The sequence below is a fragment of the Streptomyces sp. NPDC057623 genome (genome assembly GCF_042800355.1).
Lineage (GTDB): Bacteria > Actinomycetota > Actinomycetes > Streptomycetales > Streptomycetaceae > Streptomyces.
In genome coordinates this window covers 1-19,667 of record NZ_JBHVGZ010000114.1, presented here as the reverse complement: position 1 = coordinate 19,667, position 19,667 = coordinate 1, and the positions used below count along the sequence as shown (strand labels likewise).

Sequence of the window (19,667 nt, the reverse complement as noted above, 5' to 3'; positions counted from 1 at the left end):
GGTCGAAACGCTCCAGCAGTTCGGCGGCGGTGCGCTTGCCTTCGCTGCGGGAGAGGTGGTGCAGGTCCGCCATGAGGAGCATGTTCTCCTCACCGGTGATCAGTCCGTCCACGGCGGAGAACTGCCCGGTGACACCGATCGCGGCGCGCACCGCCTGGGGGTCGGCGGCCAGGTCGTGGCCGCCGATGCGGATGTCGCCGGTGCCCGCGTCGGCGGAGATCAGAGTGGAGAGGATCTTCACTGCGGTGGTCTTGCCGGCGCCGTTCGGACCGAGCAGGGAGAAGATCGTTCCTTCGGGGACGGCCAGGTCGACGCCGTCGAGCACGATCTTGTCGCCGTAGGACTTGCGCAGCCCGTTCGCCGCGATGGCCAGGTTGGTCATGTCGTATGGCTCCTTCTTCAGAGGCTGCGGGCTGTGATGTCGCCGTGCTCGGTGGTCGCGTGGATGTGCAGGTCGGCGGTGGCGCCGTCGGTGTTCTTGAGCGCGTTCTGGATCCGGCCGTGCCCGGTGCCGGCGTCCAGGGAGGCGGAGGCTCCGCGGGCGGCGGCGACCGAGATGTCGCCCATCTGGGTGCGCAGCACGACCGCACCCCGCTCGGCCTCGCCGATCCGGATGTCGCCGCGCAGGGTGCTGATCTCCGCGGGGCCGCCCAGGCGGCCGACCGTGACGTCGCCGTCCTGGAGGGCGAGGCGGACGCTCGCGGCCTCGTCGAGCTTGACCGGGCCCTGCGCGCACTCCAGGGCGACGTCGCCGAGCCGTCCGACGCCTCGGAAGTCGGCGGCGGCAGCCTTCGTCTCGACACGGGAGCCGGCCGGCAGCTGGACGGTGACCTCGACGGCTCCGGAGGCACCGAAGTACTGGTTCTTGGCCTCCGGGGCCTGGATCCGCAGGACACCGTCCTCGTAGGCGACCTCGGTCCCCTCCGCCGCCTTCACGTCGCGGCTCTTGGCGGCGTTGGCGGGCCGGATCTCGACCGTGGTGTCGGCACGGTCGGCGGCGATGAACTGGATGCGGCCCGCGGGAAGGTCGAGGACGGCCGAGACGGGGGCGGGGGTGTCGAACTTCTGCATGATGCTCTCCTGGGTCCGTTACTGCTTCCATTGCCGTTTCCGACGATGGAAACGCTACGTTGCGTTCAATAATCCCGCAACGCATTCGTTGCGAAGAAGCAGCATCAGCGCAGGTGAATCCATGAGTATCGTTGCAACGGTTCTAGATTTAACGCAACAACGGCACGCCTCTTCGTTGCAACAGATGGAGAGTGAACGCTATGCTGGAGGAGGTACCGAGAAGCACGAAGGAGATCGCGATGCCGGGAGGCAGGCTCACTCAGCAGGAACGTCAGCAGATCGCACTGGGGGTGGCCGACGGCCTCGCCTACGCGGAGATCGCCAGACGCCTCGACCGCCCCACCTCGACCATCACACGCGAGGTCATGCGCAACGGTGGCCCCACCACCTACCGGGCCGACCTCGCCCACCGCGCCACCGAACGACGCGCCCATCGACGCAGGCAGTCCACCCCCCGAGGGCCGCAGGCGCCCGCGCCGGCCGACGGACGCGACGCGGAGGCAGTCCGCGAGTACGAGGAGGCGTGGACCACCCTTCTCATGCAACAGGGCCTGCCCAAGATGATGTCCCGGGTGCTGACCTGCCTCTACACCACCGACGCGGGCAGTCTCACCGCGTCCGAACTCGTCCAGCGTCTCGAGGTGAGCCCGGCGTCCGTCTCCAAGGCGGTCACGTTCCTCGAAAGCCAGGGCCTCATCCGCCGGGAACGCGACGAACGCCGCCGCGAGCGCTACATCGTCGACGACGACGTCTGGTACCAGGGGATGATCGCCAGCGCCCGCTCCACCGCCCAGCTCGCCGAGACCGCCCGGCAGGGAGTCGGCATCCTCGGCCCCGACACCCCGGCCGCCACCCGGCTGGAGAACATCGCCCGCTTCGTCGACTTCGTCGCGGAGAGCATGGCCCGCGCCGCGGAGCAGGCCCGCGAGATCCTCTACGCGCAGCCCGGAACCACGTCGAGCGACAGCGCCGAGCCGAGTTCGGCGACGGCACCGGACCCGTCAACCTGAGCCGCCCCCACGGCGGTTCACGTCCGACCAAGAAGGCCACGGCCGGCCTGCGCCGGCCCGGGCCGCCTCAGCGGCGCTGCCGCCGACCCCGTTGCACAGCACACACAGGGTGACGCTGAGTATCCGCCACCACAGGACGGCCCTTCGTCCTCCAAACGGCCCAGCCACCGCCCGACGACCGCCCAACCACCCCCGGAACTCGCATCTTGCTGTGCGACCGGCTCCGACATGGCGAGTCTTAACGGAAGCTTGACGCCACCAACGCCCCGATCCACGGGCCCGTGCGTCACTCTCTGCTTACGCTGGTACCGCCGTCCGCGTGATGGCCGGAACCACACGCCGACCGCACTTCAGGAGCACGCCGATGGCCACGACCGAACACCCCCCGCCCAGTCGCCTGCGCGCCTGGATGCTGGAGGGTCTGTCCGACATGGGCAAGGGCCATGGCCGCACGGAAGAGCCCACCGAGTCCAAGCCGGAGCACCAGGGCCAGCCCTGGTACCGCGTCATGTGTCTCACCGGCGTCGACTACTTCTCGACCCTCGGCTACCAGCCGGGCATCGCGGCCCTCGCGGCGGGTCTGCTGTCGCCCATCGCCACGATCGTGCTCGTGATCGTCACTCTGGCCGGAGCACTGCCCGTGTACCGGCGCGTGGCCGAGGAGAGCCCCCACGGGCAGGGTTCGATCGCGATGCTGGAACGGCTCCTGACCTTCTGGAAGGGCAAGCTCTTCGTCCTGACCCTGCTCGGCTTCGCCGCCACCGACTTCCTGATCACCATCACCCTGTCGGCGGCCGACGCCTCGACCCACCTGGTCGAGAACCCGCACCTGAACAGCGCACTGCACGACAAGCAGATGCTGATCACCCTCATCCTCGTGGCCCTGCTCGGCGCGGTCTTCCTCAAGGGCTTCCTGGAGGCGATCGGCGTCGCCACCGCCCTGGTCGGCGCCTACCTCGCACTGAACGTCGTCGTCGTGGCTGTCGGCCTGTATCACGTCGTCACCGCGGGCCATGTGGTCACCGACTGGTCCAACGCCCTCACGGCCGAACACGGCAACGTCTTCGTCATGATCGGCGTGGCCCTGGTCGTGTTCCCCAAACTCGCCCTCGGCCTCTCCGGATTCGAGACCGGCGTCGCCGTGATGCCACACGTCAAGGGCGACCCCGGCGAGACCGAGGAGCAGCCGAAGGGCCGGATCCGGGACACGAAGAAGCTGCTCACCACCGCCGCCGTGATCATGAGCTGCTTCCTGATCGCGACGAGCTTCATCACCACGCTGCTGATCCCGGAGAAGGAGTTCGAGCCAGGCGGGCAGGCCAACGGCCGCGCGCTGGCGTTCCTCGCCCACGAGTACCTCGGCGGCGCCTTCGGCACGGTCTACGACGTCTCGACGATCGCCATCCTGTGGTTCGCCGGCGCCTCCGCCATGGCCGGGCTGCTCAATCTGATGCCTCGTTACCTCCCGCGCTACGGCATGGCCCCGCACTGGGCCAGGGCCGTCCGCCCCATGGTCATCGTCTTCACCCTGGTCGCCTTCCTGGTCACCTGGATCTTCGACGCCGACGTCGACGCGCAGGGCGGCGCCTACGCCACCGGCGTGCTGGTCCTCATCAGTTCCGCCGCGATCGCCGTGACCATCGCGGCCCGCGAGGCCGGCCAGCGCAACTGGTTCATCGGCTTCGCGGTCATCTCGGCGGTGTTCCTCTACACGACCGTCGTGAACGTCATCGAGCGCCCCGACGGCGTGAAGATCGGCGCCTGCTTCATCGCCGGCATCATCCTGGTCTCGCTCCTGTCCCGGCTGGCCCGCGCCTTCGAGCTGCGCGTGACCGACGTGACGCTGGACGACATGGCGGAACGTTTCGTCAGGGACATAGCCAGCCGCAGGATCCGGTTCATCGCCAATGAGCCCGACCGGCGGGACAAGGCCGAGTACCGCGACAAGATCGAGCAGATCCGGGCCGACAACGACGTCCCCGACCAGGAGGACTTCGTCTTCGTCGAGGTGACGGTCACCGACCCGTCCGAGTTCGAGGCCGGCCTGACCGTGCGTGGCGAGGTCCTGCACAACCGCTACCGCGTCCTGACCCTGGAGTCCTCCTCCATCCCCAACGCCCTGGCAGCGCTGCTCCTGCACGTCCGCGACACGACCGGCTGCATCCCGCACATCTACTTCGAGTGGACCGAGGGCACCCCCTTCGCCAACTTCCTGCGCTTCTTCCTCTTCGGCCAGGGCGAGGTCGCCCCGGTCACCCGGGAGGTGCTGCGCGAGGCGGAGCCGGACCGAGAGCGCCGGCCCCGGGTGCACACCGGCTGAAACGGCCGCGGCCATCAGGATCGCGTCAAGGTTGCACCGTAAGGCGTCAGAGCGCCGCTGGCGTGGGGTCGTTCCGGCGCCGCGCACCCTACCGTCGGCACTGTGCAGGGAAGCGGACCGCGTCCGGCCGCGACCGGCGACCGCCACTGGCGTGGCAGCGCCCGGTTCGCCCTGGGCTGCGCTCTGGCCTTCCTCGGCATGACCCTGCTGGTCGACCTGGACGGGGAGACCCTGACACCGGCACGCGCCCTGCTGTGGGTGGCCCTGACCGCCGTGCTCTTCACCATCCTCCTCCCGCAGCGCGTTTCCGCCGGCCCCGGCTGGCTGGAGGTGCGTGGTCTCGTACGACGGCAGGCGGTACGTACGGACGAGCTGGTGGCCGTACGCCAGCACGGTCGCGTCTCCGCCCTCCTGACCCTGCGCGACATGGACGGCTGCCGCCTGGACCTGGACCCTCGGATCCTGGTCGCCAACCCCTTGCTGTGGCACGAGCTGGACACCGGGGTACGCCGCTCGCGGGAACGCGGCACGCTGCTCGAAGGCACGGACGTGCTGGAACGGTTGGGACGTCAGATCGACGACGCGACGGCGCAGGCGGTACTCAGAGCGTCGGGGTTCTTCTGAGCGACCCCTCGCAGGGGGCGCCACCGCACGCGTGAAGCCGACGAGCGCCCCCATCGACCGCGTGTGAGCGGACGGCACGGTCACCGGCATCGCCACGGGCGTCGCGATGGCATCGGTCAAGATCGCCGTGGAGGGCGCCGCCCTGACGGCGGCCCTCCCAACAGACGCACAAGGGCTCCGCCCCGGCCACCCACGGCCGGGCCGGAGCCCTTCGTATGCCTACGCCTGAACGTCGGTACTGAACCTCAGCCTTCGTACATCAGCCTTCGTACGCGTCCATCGGCGGGCAGGAGCACACCAGGTTCCGGTCACCGAATGCCTGGTCGATCCGGCGCACCGGCGGCCAGTACTTGTCGGCGACCGATCCACCGGCCGGGAACACGGCCTCCTCGCGGCTGTACGCGTGCTCCCACTCGCCGCCCAGCGCGCCCGCGGTGTGCGGAGCGTTCCGCAGCGGGTTGTCGTCGGCCGGCCAGTCGCCCGACGCGACCTTCTCGATCTCCGCGCGGATGGCGATCATCGCCTCGCAGAACCGGTCGAGTTCGTTCAGGTCCTCGGACTCGGTCGGCTCGATCATCAGCGTGCCGGCCACCGGGAACGACATCGTCGGCGCGTGGAAGCCGTGGTCGATGAGCCGCTTGGCCACGTCGTCGACGCTCACCCCGGTCGCCTTGGTCAGCGGCCGCAGATCGATGATGCACTCGTGCGCGACGAGCCCGCCCGGCCCGGTGTAGAGCACCGGGTAGTGCGGCTCCAGCCGCTTGGCGATGTAGTTGGCGGACAGCACGGCCACCTGCGTGGCCCGCTTGAGCCCCTCGCCGCCCATGAGCCGTACGTACGCCCACGAGATCGGCAGGATCCCCGCGGAGCCCCAGGGCGCGGCCGAGATCGGGCCGACGCCCGTCTCCGGACCGGCGGCAGGCTGCATCGGGTGGTTCGGCAGATACGGCGCGAGATGCGCCCGCACACCGACCGGCCCGACACCCGGACCGCCACCACCATGCGGAATGCAGAAGGTCTTGTGCAGATTCAGATGCGAGACGTCACCACCGAAGTGCCCCGGTTTGGCAAGCCCCACCAGAGCGTTGAGGTTCGCACCATCCACATACACCTGCCCACCGGCCTCGTGCACCTGCGCACAGATGTCGGCCACGTGCTCCTCGAACACCCCGTGCGTCGACGGGTAGGTGATCATCAGCACCGACAGCTCGTCCCGGTGCTTCTCGATCTTCGCCCGCAGGTCCTCGACGTCGATCTCACCGTCCTCGGCGGTCTTCACGACGACGACCTTCATGCCGGCCATGACGGCGCTGGCGGCATTGGTCCCATGAGCGGACGACGGAATCAGACACACGGTCCGCTGCTCGTCCCCGTTGGCCCGGTGGTACCCGCGTACGGCGAGCAGACCGGCCAGCTCCCCCTGAGATCCGGCGTTGGGCTGCAACGATACCTTGTCGTAGCCGGTGACCTCGGCGAGACGTTCCTCCAGCTCGCGGATGAGCGTCAGATAGCCCTGCGCCTGCTCGGCGGGCGCGAAGGGGTGCAGCTGCCCGAACTCCGGCCAGGTGACCGGCTCCATCTCGGTCGTCGCGTTCAGCTTCATCGTGCAGGACCCCAGCGGGATCATGCCCCGGTCCAGCGCGTAGTCGCGGTCGGCGAGCCTGCGCAGGTAGCGCAGCATGGAGGTCTCGGAACGGTACTGGTGGAAGACCGGGTGCGTGAGGTACTCGTCGCCGCGCAGCAGCCCGCCCGCGAGGACGTCCTCGGTCCCCGCGTCCAGCGCCTCGATGTCCCCCTCGACCCCGAACGCCGTCCATACGGCGCCCAGCTGGGCCCGGGTCGTGGTCTCGTCGCAGGCGACGGACACGTGGTCGGCGTCGACGAGGTGCAGGTTGACGCCGTTCTCCCGAGCGGCGGCGACGACCTCGGCGGCCTTCGCGGGCACCCGTACGGTCACGGTGTCGAAGTAGGAGCCGTGCACGACCTCGACGCCACCGGCAGCGAGCCCCGCGGCCAGGACGGCGGCGTACCGATGAGTGCGCCGGGCGATCCCGCGCAGCCCCTCGGGCCCGTGGTACACGGCGTACATCCCGGCCATGACGGCGAGCAGCACCTGAGCGGTACAGATGTTGCTGGTCGCCTTCTCCCGCCGGATGTGCTGCTCACGCGTCTGCAGGGCCAGCCGATAGGCCTTGTTCCCGTCGGCATCCACGGACACACCCACGAGCCGCCCCGGCAGGCTGCGCGCGAACTTCTCGTGTACGGCCATGTAGCCGGCGTGCGGACCGCCGAAGCCCATCGGGACACCGAACCGCTGCGTCGTCCCGACCGCGATGTCCGACCCCAGCTCACCGGGCGACTTCAGCAGCGTGAGCGCGAGCAGATCGGCGGCGACGGTGACGAGGGCGCCGAGCTCATGGGCCTGCTCGATGACGGGCCTGATATCGCGTACGACGCCCGAGGCGCCCGGGTACTGAAGGAGCACACCGTTGATCTCACGCGAGGCGAGCTCGGCCGGGATGCCGTCGCCGAGGTCGGCGACGACCACCTCGACCCCCGTGGGCTCGGCACGGGTCTCGATCACGGCGATGGTCTGCGGCAGCACATCCGCGTCGACCAGGAACAGCCCCTTCTTGTTCTTGCCCATGCGCCGGGACAGGGACATGGCCTCGGCCGCCGCCGTCCCCTCGTCGAGCAGCGAGGCGCCGGAGGTCGGCAGCCCGGTGAGGTCGGCGACCATGGTCTGGAAGTTGAGAAGCGCCTCGAGCCGCCCCTGCGAGATCTCGGGCTGGTACGGCGTATAGGCCGTGTACCAGGCGGGATTCTCCATCACGTTCCGCAGGATGACCGGCGGCGTGAAGGTCCCGTAGTACCCGAGCCCCACCATGGAATCGAGCACCTGATTGCGATCGGCGAGCGACCGCAGCTCGGCGAGCACCTCGGCCTCGGTACGTGCTCCCGGCAGATCGAGGGAGTCGGCGTTCTTGATCACATCCGGCACCGCGGCGGCGGTGAGCTCGTCGAGCGAGCCGTACCCGACATGCGCGAGCATCTTGGCCCGAGCCTCATGATCAGGACCAATATGACGCTGCTCGAAAGGGATCCCCTGTTCGAGCTCGGAGAGCGGAATGCGATGGGCGGTCATTGCGGAGGCCTCCTGGTCTGACACGACCTTCGAGGGGCACCACGGCGCGGGTACCCGGACGGCCTCCCCCTCTGTCATCTCAACCTGAGAGCTTCACCGGGGCACCACAGGGCTCCCGGCTTTCACCGTCGGTGAGAGCGGAAGCCGTCGACACCCGCCCTGCTTTCCAGAGTGACCTCGTCCGTGCGGTACGTGTGCCTGAGAGATTCCGGGGAGGATTTGCTCCTTCGGCGCCTCCGGATGGTGTCCGGAGGACTCTCCCGCACGGGGTCAGCAGCCGCTAGCCAGCCTACCAGCGGGGCCAACGCACGGACCTTCGAGTGGCCGCGCTCACCAATGTGCCTTTTCGTAGTGCTTACGGATGAGTTGCGACCAGTGGAGGGCCCGTGCAGACCGACATCGATCCGCGCAATCTGATCGGCCGCAAGGCCTTCGACCGCACCGGCACCAAGATCGGCACCATCGACGAGGTCTACCTCGACGACGCGACCGGAGTGCCGGAGTGGGCGGCGATACGCACCGGTCTCTTCTCCCGGGACGCATTCGTTCCCCTGGAGCCCAGCGACCTGGTCGAGGGCAGTCTCCACGTCCCCTTCGACCGCGCCCTGATCAAGGACGCCCCCGACTTCGGCGTCGGCCGCCACCTCTCCCCCGAACAGGAACTCCAGCTCTACCACCACTACGGCCTCGACGTAGCCCCTCCCTCCCCACCCCCGGACCGCGACTTCGGCAACCTGGCAGGCACGGAAACCCCGGAGGACAACGGCCCGAGAACGCCCCACCCACACCCCTGATCACACCCCACACCGAACCACCCGACAGAACGCCCCACCCCTGCATGCCGCCCCGCCGCAGCACGCACACCACCTCAGGCCCCGACTCCCCGACCGCATCGAGCCACGCACACCACCCTCAGCACGGGCGGGCCACACCACCAGCACAACCGCCGACGCCACCTGAGGACGACCCATCTCCCGTCCGCACAACCCAGGACGCCTCCCCAGGGTCAGGCCCCCAACCCGGGAGCGGCCGGAGGCACCACAGCGGCATGGGCCGCCCGACCGGCACGCTGCGGACGACACGTCAGGGCAAGCCTCTTCCCTCCCGGCCCCACACCGCACAAGCCATGCCTCGCACGCCCACCCCCACCCGCTGCCCCTACCCAGGCCCAGGCCCCACCGGAATGTCCCCCACTCCCCCGTCACCCGCCTCCGCCAGTCCAGCCTCCCCCGCCCCTTGGATCCCATCGGCCCCAGATCCCCCGGCCCCCCGACTCCCCCCAGACCCCGCAGGCGCGACCCCCACCAACGGCAACGGCTCCACCGCCTCCAACCCCGGATCGTCAACCCGAAACGTCCGCACCCGCCCCGGCTCCGACTCAGGCGTCTCGAACCGCACTGTCACCCGCCCGACCCCACTGCCCTGCACCCACCCGTGCCCGTACTCGACATGCCGCACATCGTGCCCCGCGACCCAGCGCCGCTCCACAGGCCCCGCCGCCGGCTGCTCACCGACCGGCTCCTCGTCGCCCTCCTCCACGGAGTGCTCCGCGCTCTCCCCTGCCACCTGCGCGAACAGATCCTCCTGCGTGTAGTCGGCCAGCCCACTGACCCCGACCCCCAGCAGCCGTACGCCGCCCGTCGTGTCCACGGAATCCAGCAGCCGGGCCGCAGCCTCCCGCACCACCGCCGGATCGTCCGTGGGTCCCCGCAGCGTCTCGGAACGGGTCAGCGTGGAGAAGTCGTACCTGCGCACCTTCAGGACGATGGTCCGCCCGGACAGCCCGGCCCCACGCAGGCGCCGCACACACCGGCCGGCCAGCCGCTGCACCTCCAGCCCCACCCGCACCCGGTCGTGGATGTCCACGTCATACGTGTCCTCCACCGACACCGACTTGGCCTCCCGCTCGGCCACCACGGGCCGCTCGTCGTGTGCCAGCGCCATGGCGTACAGCGCATGCCCATGAGCCTTGCCCAGCAGCCGTACGAGCTCGTCCTCACCCGCCTCGGCGATCTCCTCGACGGTGTGGATCCCGACCCTGCGCAGATGGTCCCCGGTAGCCGGCCCCACCCCCGGCAACGTCCGCACCGGCATCGGCCCGAGCAACGCCCGCTCCGTCCCCGGCTCGATCAGGACCAGCCCATTGGGCTTTGCCTGCTCCGAGGCGATCTTCGCCAGCATCTTGGACGCGGCCAGACCGACCGACCCCGCGAGCCCGGTCACGGCCCGTATGTCGGCGCGCAGCCTTGCGCCCACGAGCCGCGCCGACGTCTCGTCCCAGGCCGCACCACCCGCCTCCAGATCCACGAACGCCTCGTCCAGGCTCAGCGGCTCCACCAGCGGCGACAGCTCCCGCAACAGCCCCATGACCCGCTCGCTGATGTCCCGGTAGATCCCGAAGCGCGGCACGAGGTACGCGGCATGGGGCGCCAGCCGACGCGCCTGCGCCGTGGGCATGGCCGAGTGCACCCCGAACACCCGAGCCTCATAGGACGCGGTGGCGACGACTCCCCGCGGCCCGATCCCGCCCACGACGACGGCCTTCCCGCGCAGACTCGGCTTGGACGCCTGCTCCACCGAGGCGTAGAAGGCATCCATGTCGAGATGCAGGATCGTAGGCGCGTTCCTCACATCTCCGATGCTGCCTCACGCCACTGACAATGCCCTGCTACGACCGTCCGGCCCGTCGCCCGGCGAGACCGCTCAGCCCGCCCGGTTACGCCGCCGCGCCAGCTCATCCGTCGGATTGTGCCCGACCAGGGTCTCCCCGGTGTCGATGCGCTCCCCGTGCAACTGGGACAAGGCACTCTCGACGTCCCGCCACACCACACCCACGGCGATCCCGAAGATTCCCTGCCCGCCCTGGAGCAGCGCGTGCACCTCGTCCGGGGAGGTGCACTCGTACACCGTCGCGCCGTCGCTCATCAGCGTCATGCGCTCGAGATCCCGAAAGCCCCGCTCCCGCAGATGCTGGACTGCGGTACGGATGTTCTGGAGCGACACACCGGTGTCGAGGAACCGCTTGACGATCTTCAGGACGACGACGTCCCGGAAGCTGTACAACCGCTGTGTCCCGGACCCGTACGCGGGCCGCACGCTGGGCTCGACCAGACCGGTACGCGCCCAGTAGTCCAGTTGCCGGTAGGTGATGCCCGCGGCCGCACACGCCGTCGGACCCCGGTATCCGATCTGCTCGGTCTCCATGGACGCCGCCCCTCCGCCGCTGCTCGGCACGGCCGTCGGTCGCTGCGGAGCGTGATCGGCCGCGCTGCCCTGAAGCGGGCTGCCATGAAGCGGGTACGGACCGCTCGCCCCGAGACTGCGCCCCGGGGCACCCCCAGCCGTACCGTCGCCGCTGCTTCTCACGCCGACCTCCGTCCTTGACCTGCCTTCTCGACGGTAGGCAGTCACCAGGGGTGCGTCAACGATCGCCACACTCGGCACGCCGAGTGATAATCACCCTAGGAGTGGTTTCCCGCACCCCACCGCGGGGAAAGGCTAGCCGAATGCGCTCGGAGCGGGCCGCAGGACGCTCTCCCTCGCCGCTGATAAATGCCGGCATTTACGTCGTAACCGACTGTGGGCCTCACTGACTGCTCGTGCCGAAGTCCTCGGGCGAGATCTGGTCGAGGAACTCGCGGAACTTCTCCACCTCGTCCTCCTGCTCGTCCGGGATCGCGATTCCGGCGTCGTCGAGCACGCCGTCACTGCCGTAGATCGGCGTTCCGGTGCGCAGAGCCAGCGCTATGGCATCGGACGGACGGGCGCTCACCTCGACGCCGCTGGCGAAGACCAGCTCGGCGTAGAAGACGCCCTCACGCAGGTCCGTGATGCGCACTTCGGTGAGCTCCTGGCCGACGGCCTCCAGCACGTCCTTGAACAGGTCGTGGGTCAGCGGTCGCGCGGGGGCCATGCCCTGCTGGGCGAAGGCGATGGCCGTCGCCTCCCCCGGCCCGATCCAGATGGGGAGGTAGCGGTCGCCTCCCACTTCACGCAGGAGCACGATCGGTTGGTTGGAGGGCATTTCGACCCGGACACCTACGACATCGAGCTCGTTCACACAGCAACCCTAGGCCGTGCTCGGGACGTTTGGGTAGTCGGGCAGAGAACGGGTGGCCGATCCGGCCTTCCTGTGCATGCCCCGCTCAGGGCAGCCGCACCCCGAGAGCGGTCTGCACGAGCGCGGAGTGCAGCTTCACGGTGAGACCCGCCAGCTCTTTCGCGCGCGCCTCCGCGTGAGCCCTGGTCTGCGGGTTGCGGTGCCGCCTCAGCGGCGCCACGACCTGGTCCACGAGCCCTGCCTCACGATCGGCGGCACCCTTCATCACCCGCAGATGCCTCGGCTCGATCCCGAACCGCCCCAGCTCGGCGACGAGCGAGGCCACAGTCACCGCCTCCGCCTCGTACGCCCCGTCCGGCAGCGGTGTGATCAGGCCGTACGACTCCCATTCCGCGAGCTCCTGCTCGCCGATCTCAGCGGCGGCAAGCAGCGCGGCCCGCCCGATCCGGGCCGGTGTGGGCGGCTCGACAGGCTCCAGGACCGTTTCTCCATCGCGCTGACGGCACAGCGCGGGCAGTGGCGCGGCCTCACCCCGCTCCATGGCGTCCAGATGCTCACGGATGACCTTGAGCGGCAGATAGTGGTCCCGCTGCATCCGCAGGACGTGACCGAGCCGCTCGAGGTCCCGCGTACTGAACTTGCGATACCCCGAGGGGGTTCGCTGCGGCTCGACAAGACCCTCCGACTCCAGGAAACGGATCTTGGAGATGGTGATGTCAGGGAACTCCTCGCGCAGCACGTTCAGCACCGCGCCGATACTCAACAGCCGACCGTCCGTGGCGGCGATGCCGTACCCGGCACCGCCGCTCGGTGTTTTCAGCATGGACCTTCCCTGGGTCTCCCCGGACGGACTCCGGGGGAGGGTCAGTAGCCCCGCTGGCTCGCGTAGAAGACCAGCCGGTACTTGCCGATCTGCACCTCGTCGCCGTTGTTCAGAGCGACCTGGTCGATCCGCTCACGGTTGACGTAGGTGCCGTTCAGACTGCCGACGTCGCCCACCGTGAACGAGCCGTCCTGGCCACGATGGAACTCCACGTGCCGTCGCGAGACCGTGACGTCGTCCAGGAAGATGTCACTCTGCGGGTGACGCCCGGCCGTGGTCAGATCGCCGTCCAGCAGGAAGCGACTGCCCGAGTTCGGCCCACGGCGCACCACCAGGAGCGCGGAGCCCAGCGGCAGGGCGTCCACGGCGGCCTGAGCCTCGGGCGACAGCGCCGGGATCTGCGTCTGGCCGGTGGCCTCGGCGTCGTAGGCCTCAAGACCGGAGATGGAGATCGTGGAGGTCGTCTCGGACGGGCGCTCGGGCGTCGCACCGGCCCGCAGCGGCGCGCCACAGTTGGAACAGAAACGGCTGTTCTCCGCGTTGCGGTTACCGCACCTCGTACACACCAGGGCCGACATCGGGGAAAACCCTCCACCCGTACTTGAGGTTGACGGTTGCCCGAAACCTATGCCGCCGGACTGGCCAGGGTCAACCGACGGCGCGCCCTGACCTCCGGAAATGTCACCGCCCGGCCCAGACACCTGGTCCCGGAACAAGGGACGCTGACCCTCTTCGTCCCCTTGTGCGCGGTGACGAGAGGTCGCGTTTTCGCTGCCCTCTCGCGCGCTCTTGCCGAACAACTTCGCAAACAACTTCACGGGCGATTCCCCTTGACCGAAACAGACCCGCCCGTGGGGCAGGACGAACCCTGACTGCACTCTCCGGCAGACCCGGACATCCTCACAACGTCCGTCTCCACCAGACAGTTTCCACCACGCACCACCCATTCGGTGCGCCGACCCCCCGCAACCTCATGCCCTCGCCGGACGTCCCCCATGCACCCCCGGTTCACTGCGAGGACGACCGAGCGTAGTCAGGCCGCTTCGCGGCTCGCAAGGCGTCCACGAGGATCTTGTCCGACCGCTCGATGGTCACGGTGGCCTGCTCCTTCTCAAGGGTCTGCACCACGCCTCCAGGGATGTTGAGCGCCGGTTCGAGGTCCTGCGGCTTGCCGATGACCTTGAAACGAAAGGGAGTGCTGATCTTGTTCCCGTCGACACTCACGCTGTTGCCCGAATCGGTCAGAAAGGTGTCGGCGACGACGCGTACGCCGTTCACCTGGATCGCTTCCGCGCCGGCAGCGCGCAGCTCCTGGATCGCGTCGAGCAGCATGTCCGCTTCGACCGTCCCCTTCGTGTCGTCGATGGTCATCGTGATGCCAGGTCCCTGCGCGGCGACGGTGCCCGCCAGAATGCCGAGTTGCTTCTCCTTCTCGACCGTCTGCTTGCGGGCCTCCTCCGCCTGGTTCGAACTGTTCTCCAGTTCGTCCCGCTGCTTCTCAAGACCTTGCTTCTCGTCCTCAAGACGCTGAGTACGGTCGTCCAGTTCATCGAGGATGCGAACCAGATCTTCCTGACGCGCGCCGCGCAGGGCACTGTCACCGTCGCTGTTCGAGGCGACCTGGACGGCCAGGCCGAAGCCGAGACCGAACAACAGCAGGGCGACGATGAGTTGGGCCCTGGTGACCCGGGGCGGCCACAGCCCCTTCGCCAGCCGCTGCCGACCGGTCAACTGGGGCGGCTGCTCCTCGGCGGCGGCGTCCCCGGCCTCCGCCGCATCGGCGGCAGGCACCTCTTCGGGCAGTTCCTTGCGCAGCCTGTTCTCCGCAGCCTCGTCGTGGTTACTCATCGGCCTCACGCCCGGAACACGTGCCGGCGAATCGCCGCGGCGTTCGAGAAGATACGGATGCCGAGCACGACGACCACTCCGGTCGACAGCTGGGCTCCCACGCCCAACTTGTCGCCGAGGAACACGATCAGCGCGGCGACGACCACGTTGGACAGGAACGACACGACGAAGACCTTGTCGTCGAAGATGCCGTCGAGCATGGCCCGCAGCCCGCCGAAGACGGCGTCGAGAGCCGCCACGACGGCGATCGGCAGATAAGGCTCGACGACCGCCGGAACCTCAGGCCGGACCAACAGGCCGGCCACGACTCCCACGACGAGGCCCAGTACGGCGATCACGATGTGCCCTTCTCGGTTTTCTCGGTGTAAGGCTGTGCTGTACGTACGATCACACTCGGTGCGGCGGGCAGCCGGAGGTCGTCCTGCACGGAAATGCCCGTCCGGATCCCGAAGTTCTCCTGCAAGGCGTGCAGATAAAGCCCGTCGGCGCTGTCCTGGAACCTGGTGCTCAGCCGCTCCCCGTCCCCCACCGCGAGCACCGTGTACGGCGGAACCAGCGGCTTGTTGTCGACCAGTATCGCGTCACCCGCGGCCCTGATCGCCGACAGGGCCGTCAGCCGCTGCCCGTTGATCGAGATGGCCTCGGCGCCCGACTCCCACAGCCCGTTGACCACCCGCTGCATGTCGCGGTCGCGCACCCGGCCGGTGTCGGAGAATCCGGACGTCCCGCGCGGGTCGCCGTCGCCGCCGGAACCGGCCTCCTTGGCATCGTTCACGACCAGCTTCACACCGGGCCCATGCACCTCGACAGAGCCCGCCAGGATGCCCACGAGCTCCGCCTGATCACTGTCACCGGTCGCTTTCAGCGCCTCCCGCTGCCGCGCACTCACATCGTCCCGCAGCTTGTCGACGCTCTCCTCCAGCCGGTCCGCCGCCGCGGTCTCACGGTCGATGCGGTCGACGAGTTCCTCGCGTTCCTTGGCCACGACGGGCGCCGCGACCCTCGCCTGCGCGGCTCCCACGGTCACCACGAGCGCCGCGAGCACCAGGCCGGCTGCCAGCCCCAGCTTCGCCCTGAGTGTCTTCGGCAGGCCTCCCTCACCCGTGGCCTTCTTACGGGCGGCCGCCTCTGCGTAGCCGTCGTCAAGGCTGTGATCCATGACGTTGGTGAGCAGCGACATGGACGCGTCCGGACGCGTGGGGCGCGTAGGTGTGCTCCGAACGGGGGGCTGCGGCATGCCGCACATCGTCGCACGTCGCCACCGATACCTCCGAATGGCCCCACCGGCGTGCCGGACGGGGCCCAGGGGACCCCTGTCCGGCACGCGCGCGTAGTAGGTGCTTCAGCGGCCTGCGCTGTCCACGACCGCCGCCCATTCATCGAGCAGGGCCTGCGCGGAGGCGTCATCCGGCCCCTCGGCCCACAGATGCGTGACCGCCTCGGCCGGGTCGGGCAGCACCATCACCCAGCGCCCGTCGGTCTCCACGACCCGTACACCATCGGTCGTGTCGACAAAGCGATCACCGGCCGCCTCTACGACCCGCCGCATCACAAGACCCTTGACGGCCCATGGAGTCGCGAGATCCCGCTTGATGACATGCGCCCGCGGAATCCGCGCGTCGATCTGGCTGAGCGTGAGCTGGGTCCGCGCCACCAGACCGATCAGCCGCACGAAGGCCGCCGCACCGTCGAAGACGCTGCTGAACTCCGGGACGATGAAGCCGGCCTTGCCGTCACCCCCGAAGATCGTCGTGTCATCGCGACCGACCCGGGTCAGGTCGTCCGGCGAGGTCGTCGTCCATTCGACCTGCGTCCCGTGGTACGCCGCCACCTGCTCGGCGATCCGCGTGGTGGTCACCGGCAGCGCCACCCGCCCGCTGCGACGCTCCGCGGCCACGAGGTCGAGCATGACGAGCAGGGCCCGGTCGTCCTCGACGATCCGCCCCTTCTCGTCGACCAGCGACAGCCGCTCGCCGACCGGGTCGAACCGTACCCCGAACGCGGCCCGCGCGGACGCCACGATCTCTCCCAGCCGCACCAGCCCCGACCGCCGCGTATCCGCCGACTCCGTGGGCCTGGACTCATCAAGACCGGGGTTGATGGTCAAGGAGTCCACACCGAGCTTGCCGAGCAGACTCGGCAGCACAAGCCCAGCGCTGCCGTTCGAAGCGTCGACGACAACCTTCAGCCCGGACTCCGCGATCCCCGTCGTATCGACGTTGCGCAGCAGCGACCCGGTGTACGAGTCGAAGACACTGGCCGGAAAGTGCAGGTCCCCGATCTCACCCGGAAACGCACGCCGGTACTCCTGCCTCGCGAACACCCGGTCCAGCTTCCGCTGACTGGCCTGCGACAGGTCGGCACCCCGCCCGTCGAAGAACATGATGTCCACGGAATCCGGCACCCCGGGCGTCGTCCGGATCATGATCCCACCAGCACTGCCCCGCGCGGTCTGCTGCCGCGCCACGGGCAGCGGTACGTTCTCCAGGTCGCGTACGTCGATGGCGCTGGCCTGAAGCGCGGAAATGACCGCCCGCTTCAGCGCCCGGGCGCCACGCGAGTGATCGCGGGCCGTCGTGACAGTGGACCCCTTCTTCAGGGTCGTCGCGTAGGCGCCGGCGAGGCGCACGGCGAGCTCGGGCGTGATCTCCACGTTCAGAATCCCGGAGACACCACGAGCACCGAAGAGATGCGCCTGTCCCCTCGACTCCCAGATCACCGATGTGTTGACGAAGGCGCCGGCCTCGATGGTCTTGAACGGGTAGACACGCACATTGCCCTGGACGATCGATTCTTCACCGATCAGGCATTCATCACCGATGACCGCGCCGTCCTCGATCCGAGCGGCACGCATGATGTCGGTGTTCTTTCCGACGACGCAACCACGCAGATTGCTGTGCTGGCCGACATACACGTTGTCGTGGACGACAGCCCTGTGCAGGAACGCCCCGCTCTTCACGACGACGTTCGAGCCCACGACGGTGTGCTCTCTGATTTCCGCGCCGGCTTCGACCTTGGCGTAGTCCCCGATGTACAGGGGCCCACGAAGCACGGCGTCGGAATGCACCTCGGCACCTTCGGCCACCCACACGCCCGGGGAGATCTCGAAGCCGTCGATCTCGACGTCGACCTTGCCCTCCAGGACGTCGGCCTGCGCCTTCACGTAGCTCTCGTGCGTACCGACGTCCTCCCAGTAGCCCTCCGCGACATACCCATAGATCGGCTTGCCTTCCTTCATCAACTGCGGGAAGACATCGCCGGACCAGTCCACGGGAACGTCGGGCTCGACATAGTCGAAGACCTCGGGCTCCATGACATAGATACCGGTGTTCACGGTGTCGGAGAAGACCTGCCCCCAGGTCGGCTTCTCAAGGAAACGCTCGACCTGACCATCCTCATCCACGATCGTGATCCCGAATTCCAACGGATTGGGCACACGGGTCAGACAGACCGTGACCATCGCGCCCTTTTCCTTGTGGAAATTAATCAACTCGGTGAGGTCGAAATCGGTGAGGGCATCACCGGAGATGACGAGGAAAGCATCGTCCTTCAACGCCTCTTCGGCGTTCTTGACGCTTCCAGCGGTACCGAGTGGCTTCTCCTCATTGGCATAGCTGAGCTCCATTCCGAGCTCTTCACCGTCACCGAAGTAGTTCTTGACCAGAGAGGCCAGGAACTGAACTGTCACGACGGTCTCATTCAGCCCATGCCTTTTGAGCAGCCTCAGAACGTGCTCCATGATCGGCCGGTTGGCCACCGGCAGGAGCGGCTTGGGCATGCTTGAGGTCATGGGACGAAGGCGCGTGCCTTCGCCCCCGGCCATCACGACGGCCTTCATGTCGGAAGCGTCCTCCTCGAAGAGACGACGGTCTAGCCGACTTCACCCGTCCAGATTGTCCCGCACTTTTCCACTGCGGGCCATCGAGCCGCTAGGCCCGCTTCAATCCGCGAGTTCCATCGGCCATGGCGTCCGCACGGACCAGGCGGCGGACTTGTACCACGTAGAGGACTCCTGCCCACCAGTACAGCGTCGTACCCCATCCGGCGAACGCCCATCCGAAAATAGCAGCCAGTGACGGGATCCACCCGCTGCCGTCACTGAGAAGCAACAACGGGAAGGCATACATCAGGTTGAACGTGGCGGCCTTCCCGAGGAAGTTCACCTGCGGCGGCGGATAGCCGTGACGCCGGAGGATGCCCACCATCACCAGCAGAACCAGCTCGCGCGCCAAAAGTGCAGCCGTCAACCAGATGGGCAGAATCTCGCGCCAGGTGAGACCGACCAAAGTCGAGAGAATGTAGAGCCTGTCGGCCGCAGGGTCGAGAAGCCGGCCTAGGCTGCTGATCTGGTTCCAGCGCCGCGCTAGCTTGCCATCCAGATAGTCACTGACGCCACTCAGAGCCAGCACCAGAAGTGCCCAGCCGTCACTCTTCGGCCCGCCGAACTCAGGCCTGAGAATCAGCCACAGGAACAGCGGCACGCCAAGCAGCCGCGCCATGCTGAGGATGTTGGGGATGGTGAGGACCCGGTCCGTCTGGACACGGGTCTCCTGGACCTCCACCCGGGAGCCTCCTGTGGGAAACGTACCTACGATGCCCCCTGACCCTACCTCAACACAAAAAAGCTCTGGCCCTCGGGCTGTATGCCCAAGAGCCAGAGCTCTAAAAGGAGTTCGGCGGCGTCCTACTCTCCCACAGGGTCCCCCCTGCAGTACCATCGGCGCTGTAAGGCTTAGCTTCCGGGTTCGGAATGTAACCGGGCGTTT

General features: G+C 68.3%; 17 protein-coding genes, 1 rRNA gene and 1 riboswitch. Of the genes, 4 read left to right on the top strand and 14 right to left on the bottom strand.

What is annotated here, in order from left to right; all coding sequences use genetic code 11:
- Both ACFU95_RS48415 and ACFU95_RS48410 read right to left on the bottom strand, forming a co-directional pair.
- Positions 1–382 (bottom strand): ATP-binding cassette domain-containing protein (locus ACFU95_RS48415; RefSeq protein ID WP_383843450.1); only part of this gene is annotated, 382 nt, incomplete at its 3' end.
- 17 nt (positions 383–399) lie between these two features.
- Positions 400–1,071 carry a DUF4097 family beta strand repeat-containing protein gene (locus tag ACFU95_RS48410; protein WP_383843448.1) on the bottom strand — a complete coding sequence of 224 codons (672 nt, stop codon included), beginning with the start codon at positions 1,069–1,071 and terminating at the stop codon, positions 400–402.
- A gap of 239 nt (positions 1,072–1,310) precedes the next feature.
- Between ACFU95_RS48410 and ACFU95_RS48405 the strand changes: the two genes are divergently transcribed.
- From ACFU95_RS48405 to ACFU95_RS48395, 3 genes are all read left to right on the top strand, one after another.
- Positions 1,311–2,081, top strand: coding sequence for a helix-turn-helix domain-containing protein (locus tag ACFU95_RS48405; RefSeq protein ID WP_383843445.1), 771 nt, complete (start codon positions 1,311–1,313; stop codon positions 2,079–2,081).
- Positions 2,082–2,445: 364 nt separating this feature from the next.
- Positions 2,446–4,401 carry an amino acid transporter gene (locus tag ACFU95_RS48400; RefSeq protein ID WP_383843442.1) on the top strand — a complete coding sequence of 652 codons (1,956 nt, stop codon included), beginning with the start codon at positions 2,446–2,448 and terminating at the stop codon, positions 4,399–4,401.
- 102 nt (positions 4,402–4,503) lie between these two features.
- Entirely contained in the window at positions 4,504–5,025 is a 522-nt protein-coding gene (locus ACFU95_RS48395) for a hypothetical protein (protein WP_383843439.1), read from the top strand.
- Between the two features lie 259 nt (positions 5,026–5,284).
- On the opposite strand, the gene gcvP is transcribed toward ACFU95_RS48395, so the two are convergent.
- Positions 5,285–8,170, bottom strand: coding sequence for an aminomethyl-transferring glycine dehydrogenase (gene gcvP / locus ACFU95_RS48390; protein WP_383843436.1), 2,886 nt, complete (start codon positions 8,168–8,170; stop codon positions 5,285–5,287).
- Positions 8,171–8,346: 176 nt separating this feature from the next.
- Positions 8,347–8,443, bottom strand: a riboswitch (glycine riboswitch).
- Between the two features lie 113 nt (positions 8,444–8,556).
- On the opposite strand from gcvP, the gene ACFU95_RS48385 reads away from it, so the two are divergent.
- Complete coding sequence (locus ACFU95_RS48385) at positions 8,557–8,964, top strand: PRC-barrel domain-containing protein (protein WP_383843433.1); 408 nt, start codon at positions 8,557–8,559, stop codon at positions 8,962–8,964.
- Positions 8,965–9,328: 364 nt separating this feature from the next.
- Here the strand turns inward: ACFU95_RS48385 and ACFU95_RS48380 are convergent, their stop codons facing one another.
- The 11 genes from ACFU95_RS48380 to rrf all read right to left on the bottom strand — a co-directional run.
- Positions 9,329–10,801, bottom strand: coding sequence for a DNA polymerase IV (locus ACFU95_RS48380; RefSeq protein ID WP_383843430.1), 1,473 nt, complete (start codon positions 10,799–10,801; stop codon positions 9,329–9,331).
- Positions 10,802–10,873: 72 nt separating this feature from the next.
- Complete coding sequence (locus tag ACFU95_RS48375) at positions 10,874–11,536, bottom strand: MerR family transcriptional regulator (protein ID WP_383843427.1); 663 nt, start codon at positions 11,534–11,536, stop codon at positions 10,874–10,876.
- A gap of 220 nt (positions 11,537–11,756) precedes the next feature.
- Positions 11,757–12,230 carry a bifunctional nuclease family protein gene (locus ACFU95_RS48370; protein ID WP_004002801.1) on the bottom strand — a complete coding sequence of 158 codons (474 nt, stop codon included), beginning with the start codon at positions 12,228–12,230 and terminating at the stop codon, positions 11,757–11,759.
- 85 nt (positions 12,231–12,315) lie between these two features.
- Positions 12,316–13,053: a MerR family transcriptional regulator gene (locus ACFU95_RS48365; protein WP_383843423.1), complete on the bottom strand. Its 738-nt coding sequence runs from the start codon at positions 13,051–13,053 to the stop codon at positions 12,316–12,318.
- A gap of 41 nt (positions 13,054–13,094) precedes the next feature.
- The gene (locus ACFU95_RS48360) at positions 13,095–14,000 is read right to left on the bottom strand and encodes an FHA domain-containing protein (protein WP_383843420.1); all 906 of its coding nucleotides are present in this window, start codon (positions 13,998–14,000) and stop codon (positions 13,095–13,097) included.
- A gap of 61 nt (positions 14,001–14,061) precedes the next feature.
- Positions 14,062–14,901 (bottom strand): DUF881 domain-containing protein, encoded by an 840-nt coding sequence (locus ACFU95_RS48355; RefSeq protein WP_383843417.1) that lies wholly within the window; start codon positions 14,899–14,901, stop codon positions 14,062–14,064.
- Between the two features lie 5 nt (positions 14,902–14,906).
- Positions 14,907–15,239, bottom strand: coding sequence for a small basic family protein (locus ACFU95_RS48350; RefSeq protein ID WP_003988855.1), 333 nt, complete (start codon positions 15,237–15,239; stop codon positions 14,907–14,909).
- Positions 15,236–16,147: a DUF881 domain-containing protein gene (locus ACFU95_RS48345; RefSeq protein WP_383843413.1), complete on the bottom strand. Its 912-nt coding sequence runs from the start codon at positions 16,145–16,147 to the stop codon at positions 15,236–15,238. Before ACFU95_RS48345 ends, ACFU95_RS48350 begins: the two co-directional genes overlap by 4 nt.
- A 96-nt stretch (positions 16,148–16,243) precedes the next feature.
- Positions 16,244–18,739: a sugar phosphate nucleotidyltransferase gene (locus ACFU95_RS48340; RefSeq protein WP_383843410.1), complete on the bottom strand. Its 2,496-nt coding sequence runs from the start codon at positions 18,737–18,739 to the stop codon at positions 16,244–16,246.
- Positions 18,740–18,830: 91 nt separating this feature from the next.
- Entirely contained in the window at positions 18,831–19,463 is a 633-nt protein-coding gene (locus tag ACFU95_RS48335; protein ID WP_383843407.1) for a CDP-alcohol phosphatidyltransferase family protein, read from the bottom strand.
- A gap of 109 nt (positions 19,464–19,572) precedes the next feature.
- Positions 19,573–19,667 (bottom strand): 5S ribosomal RNA (rrf, locus tag ACFU95_RS48330); the annotation flags it as partial.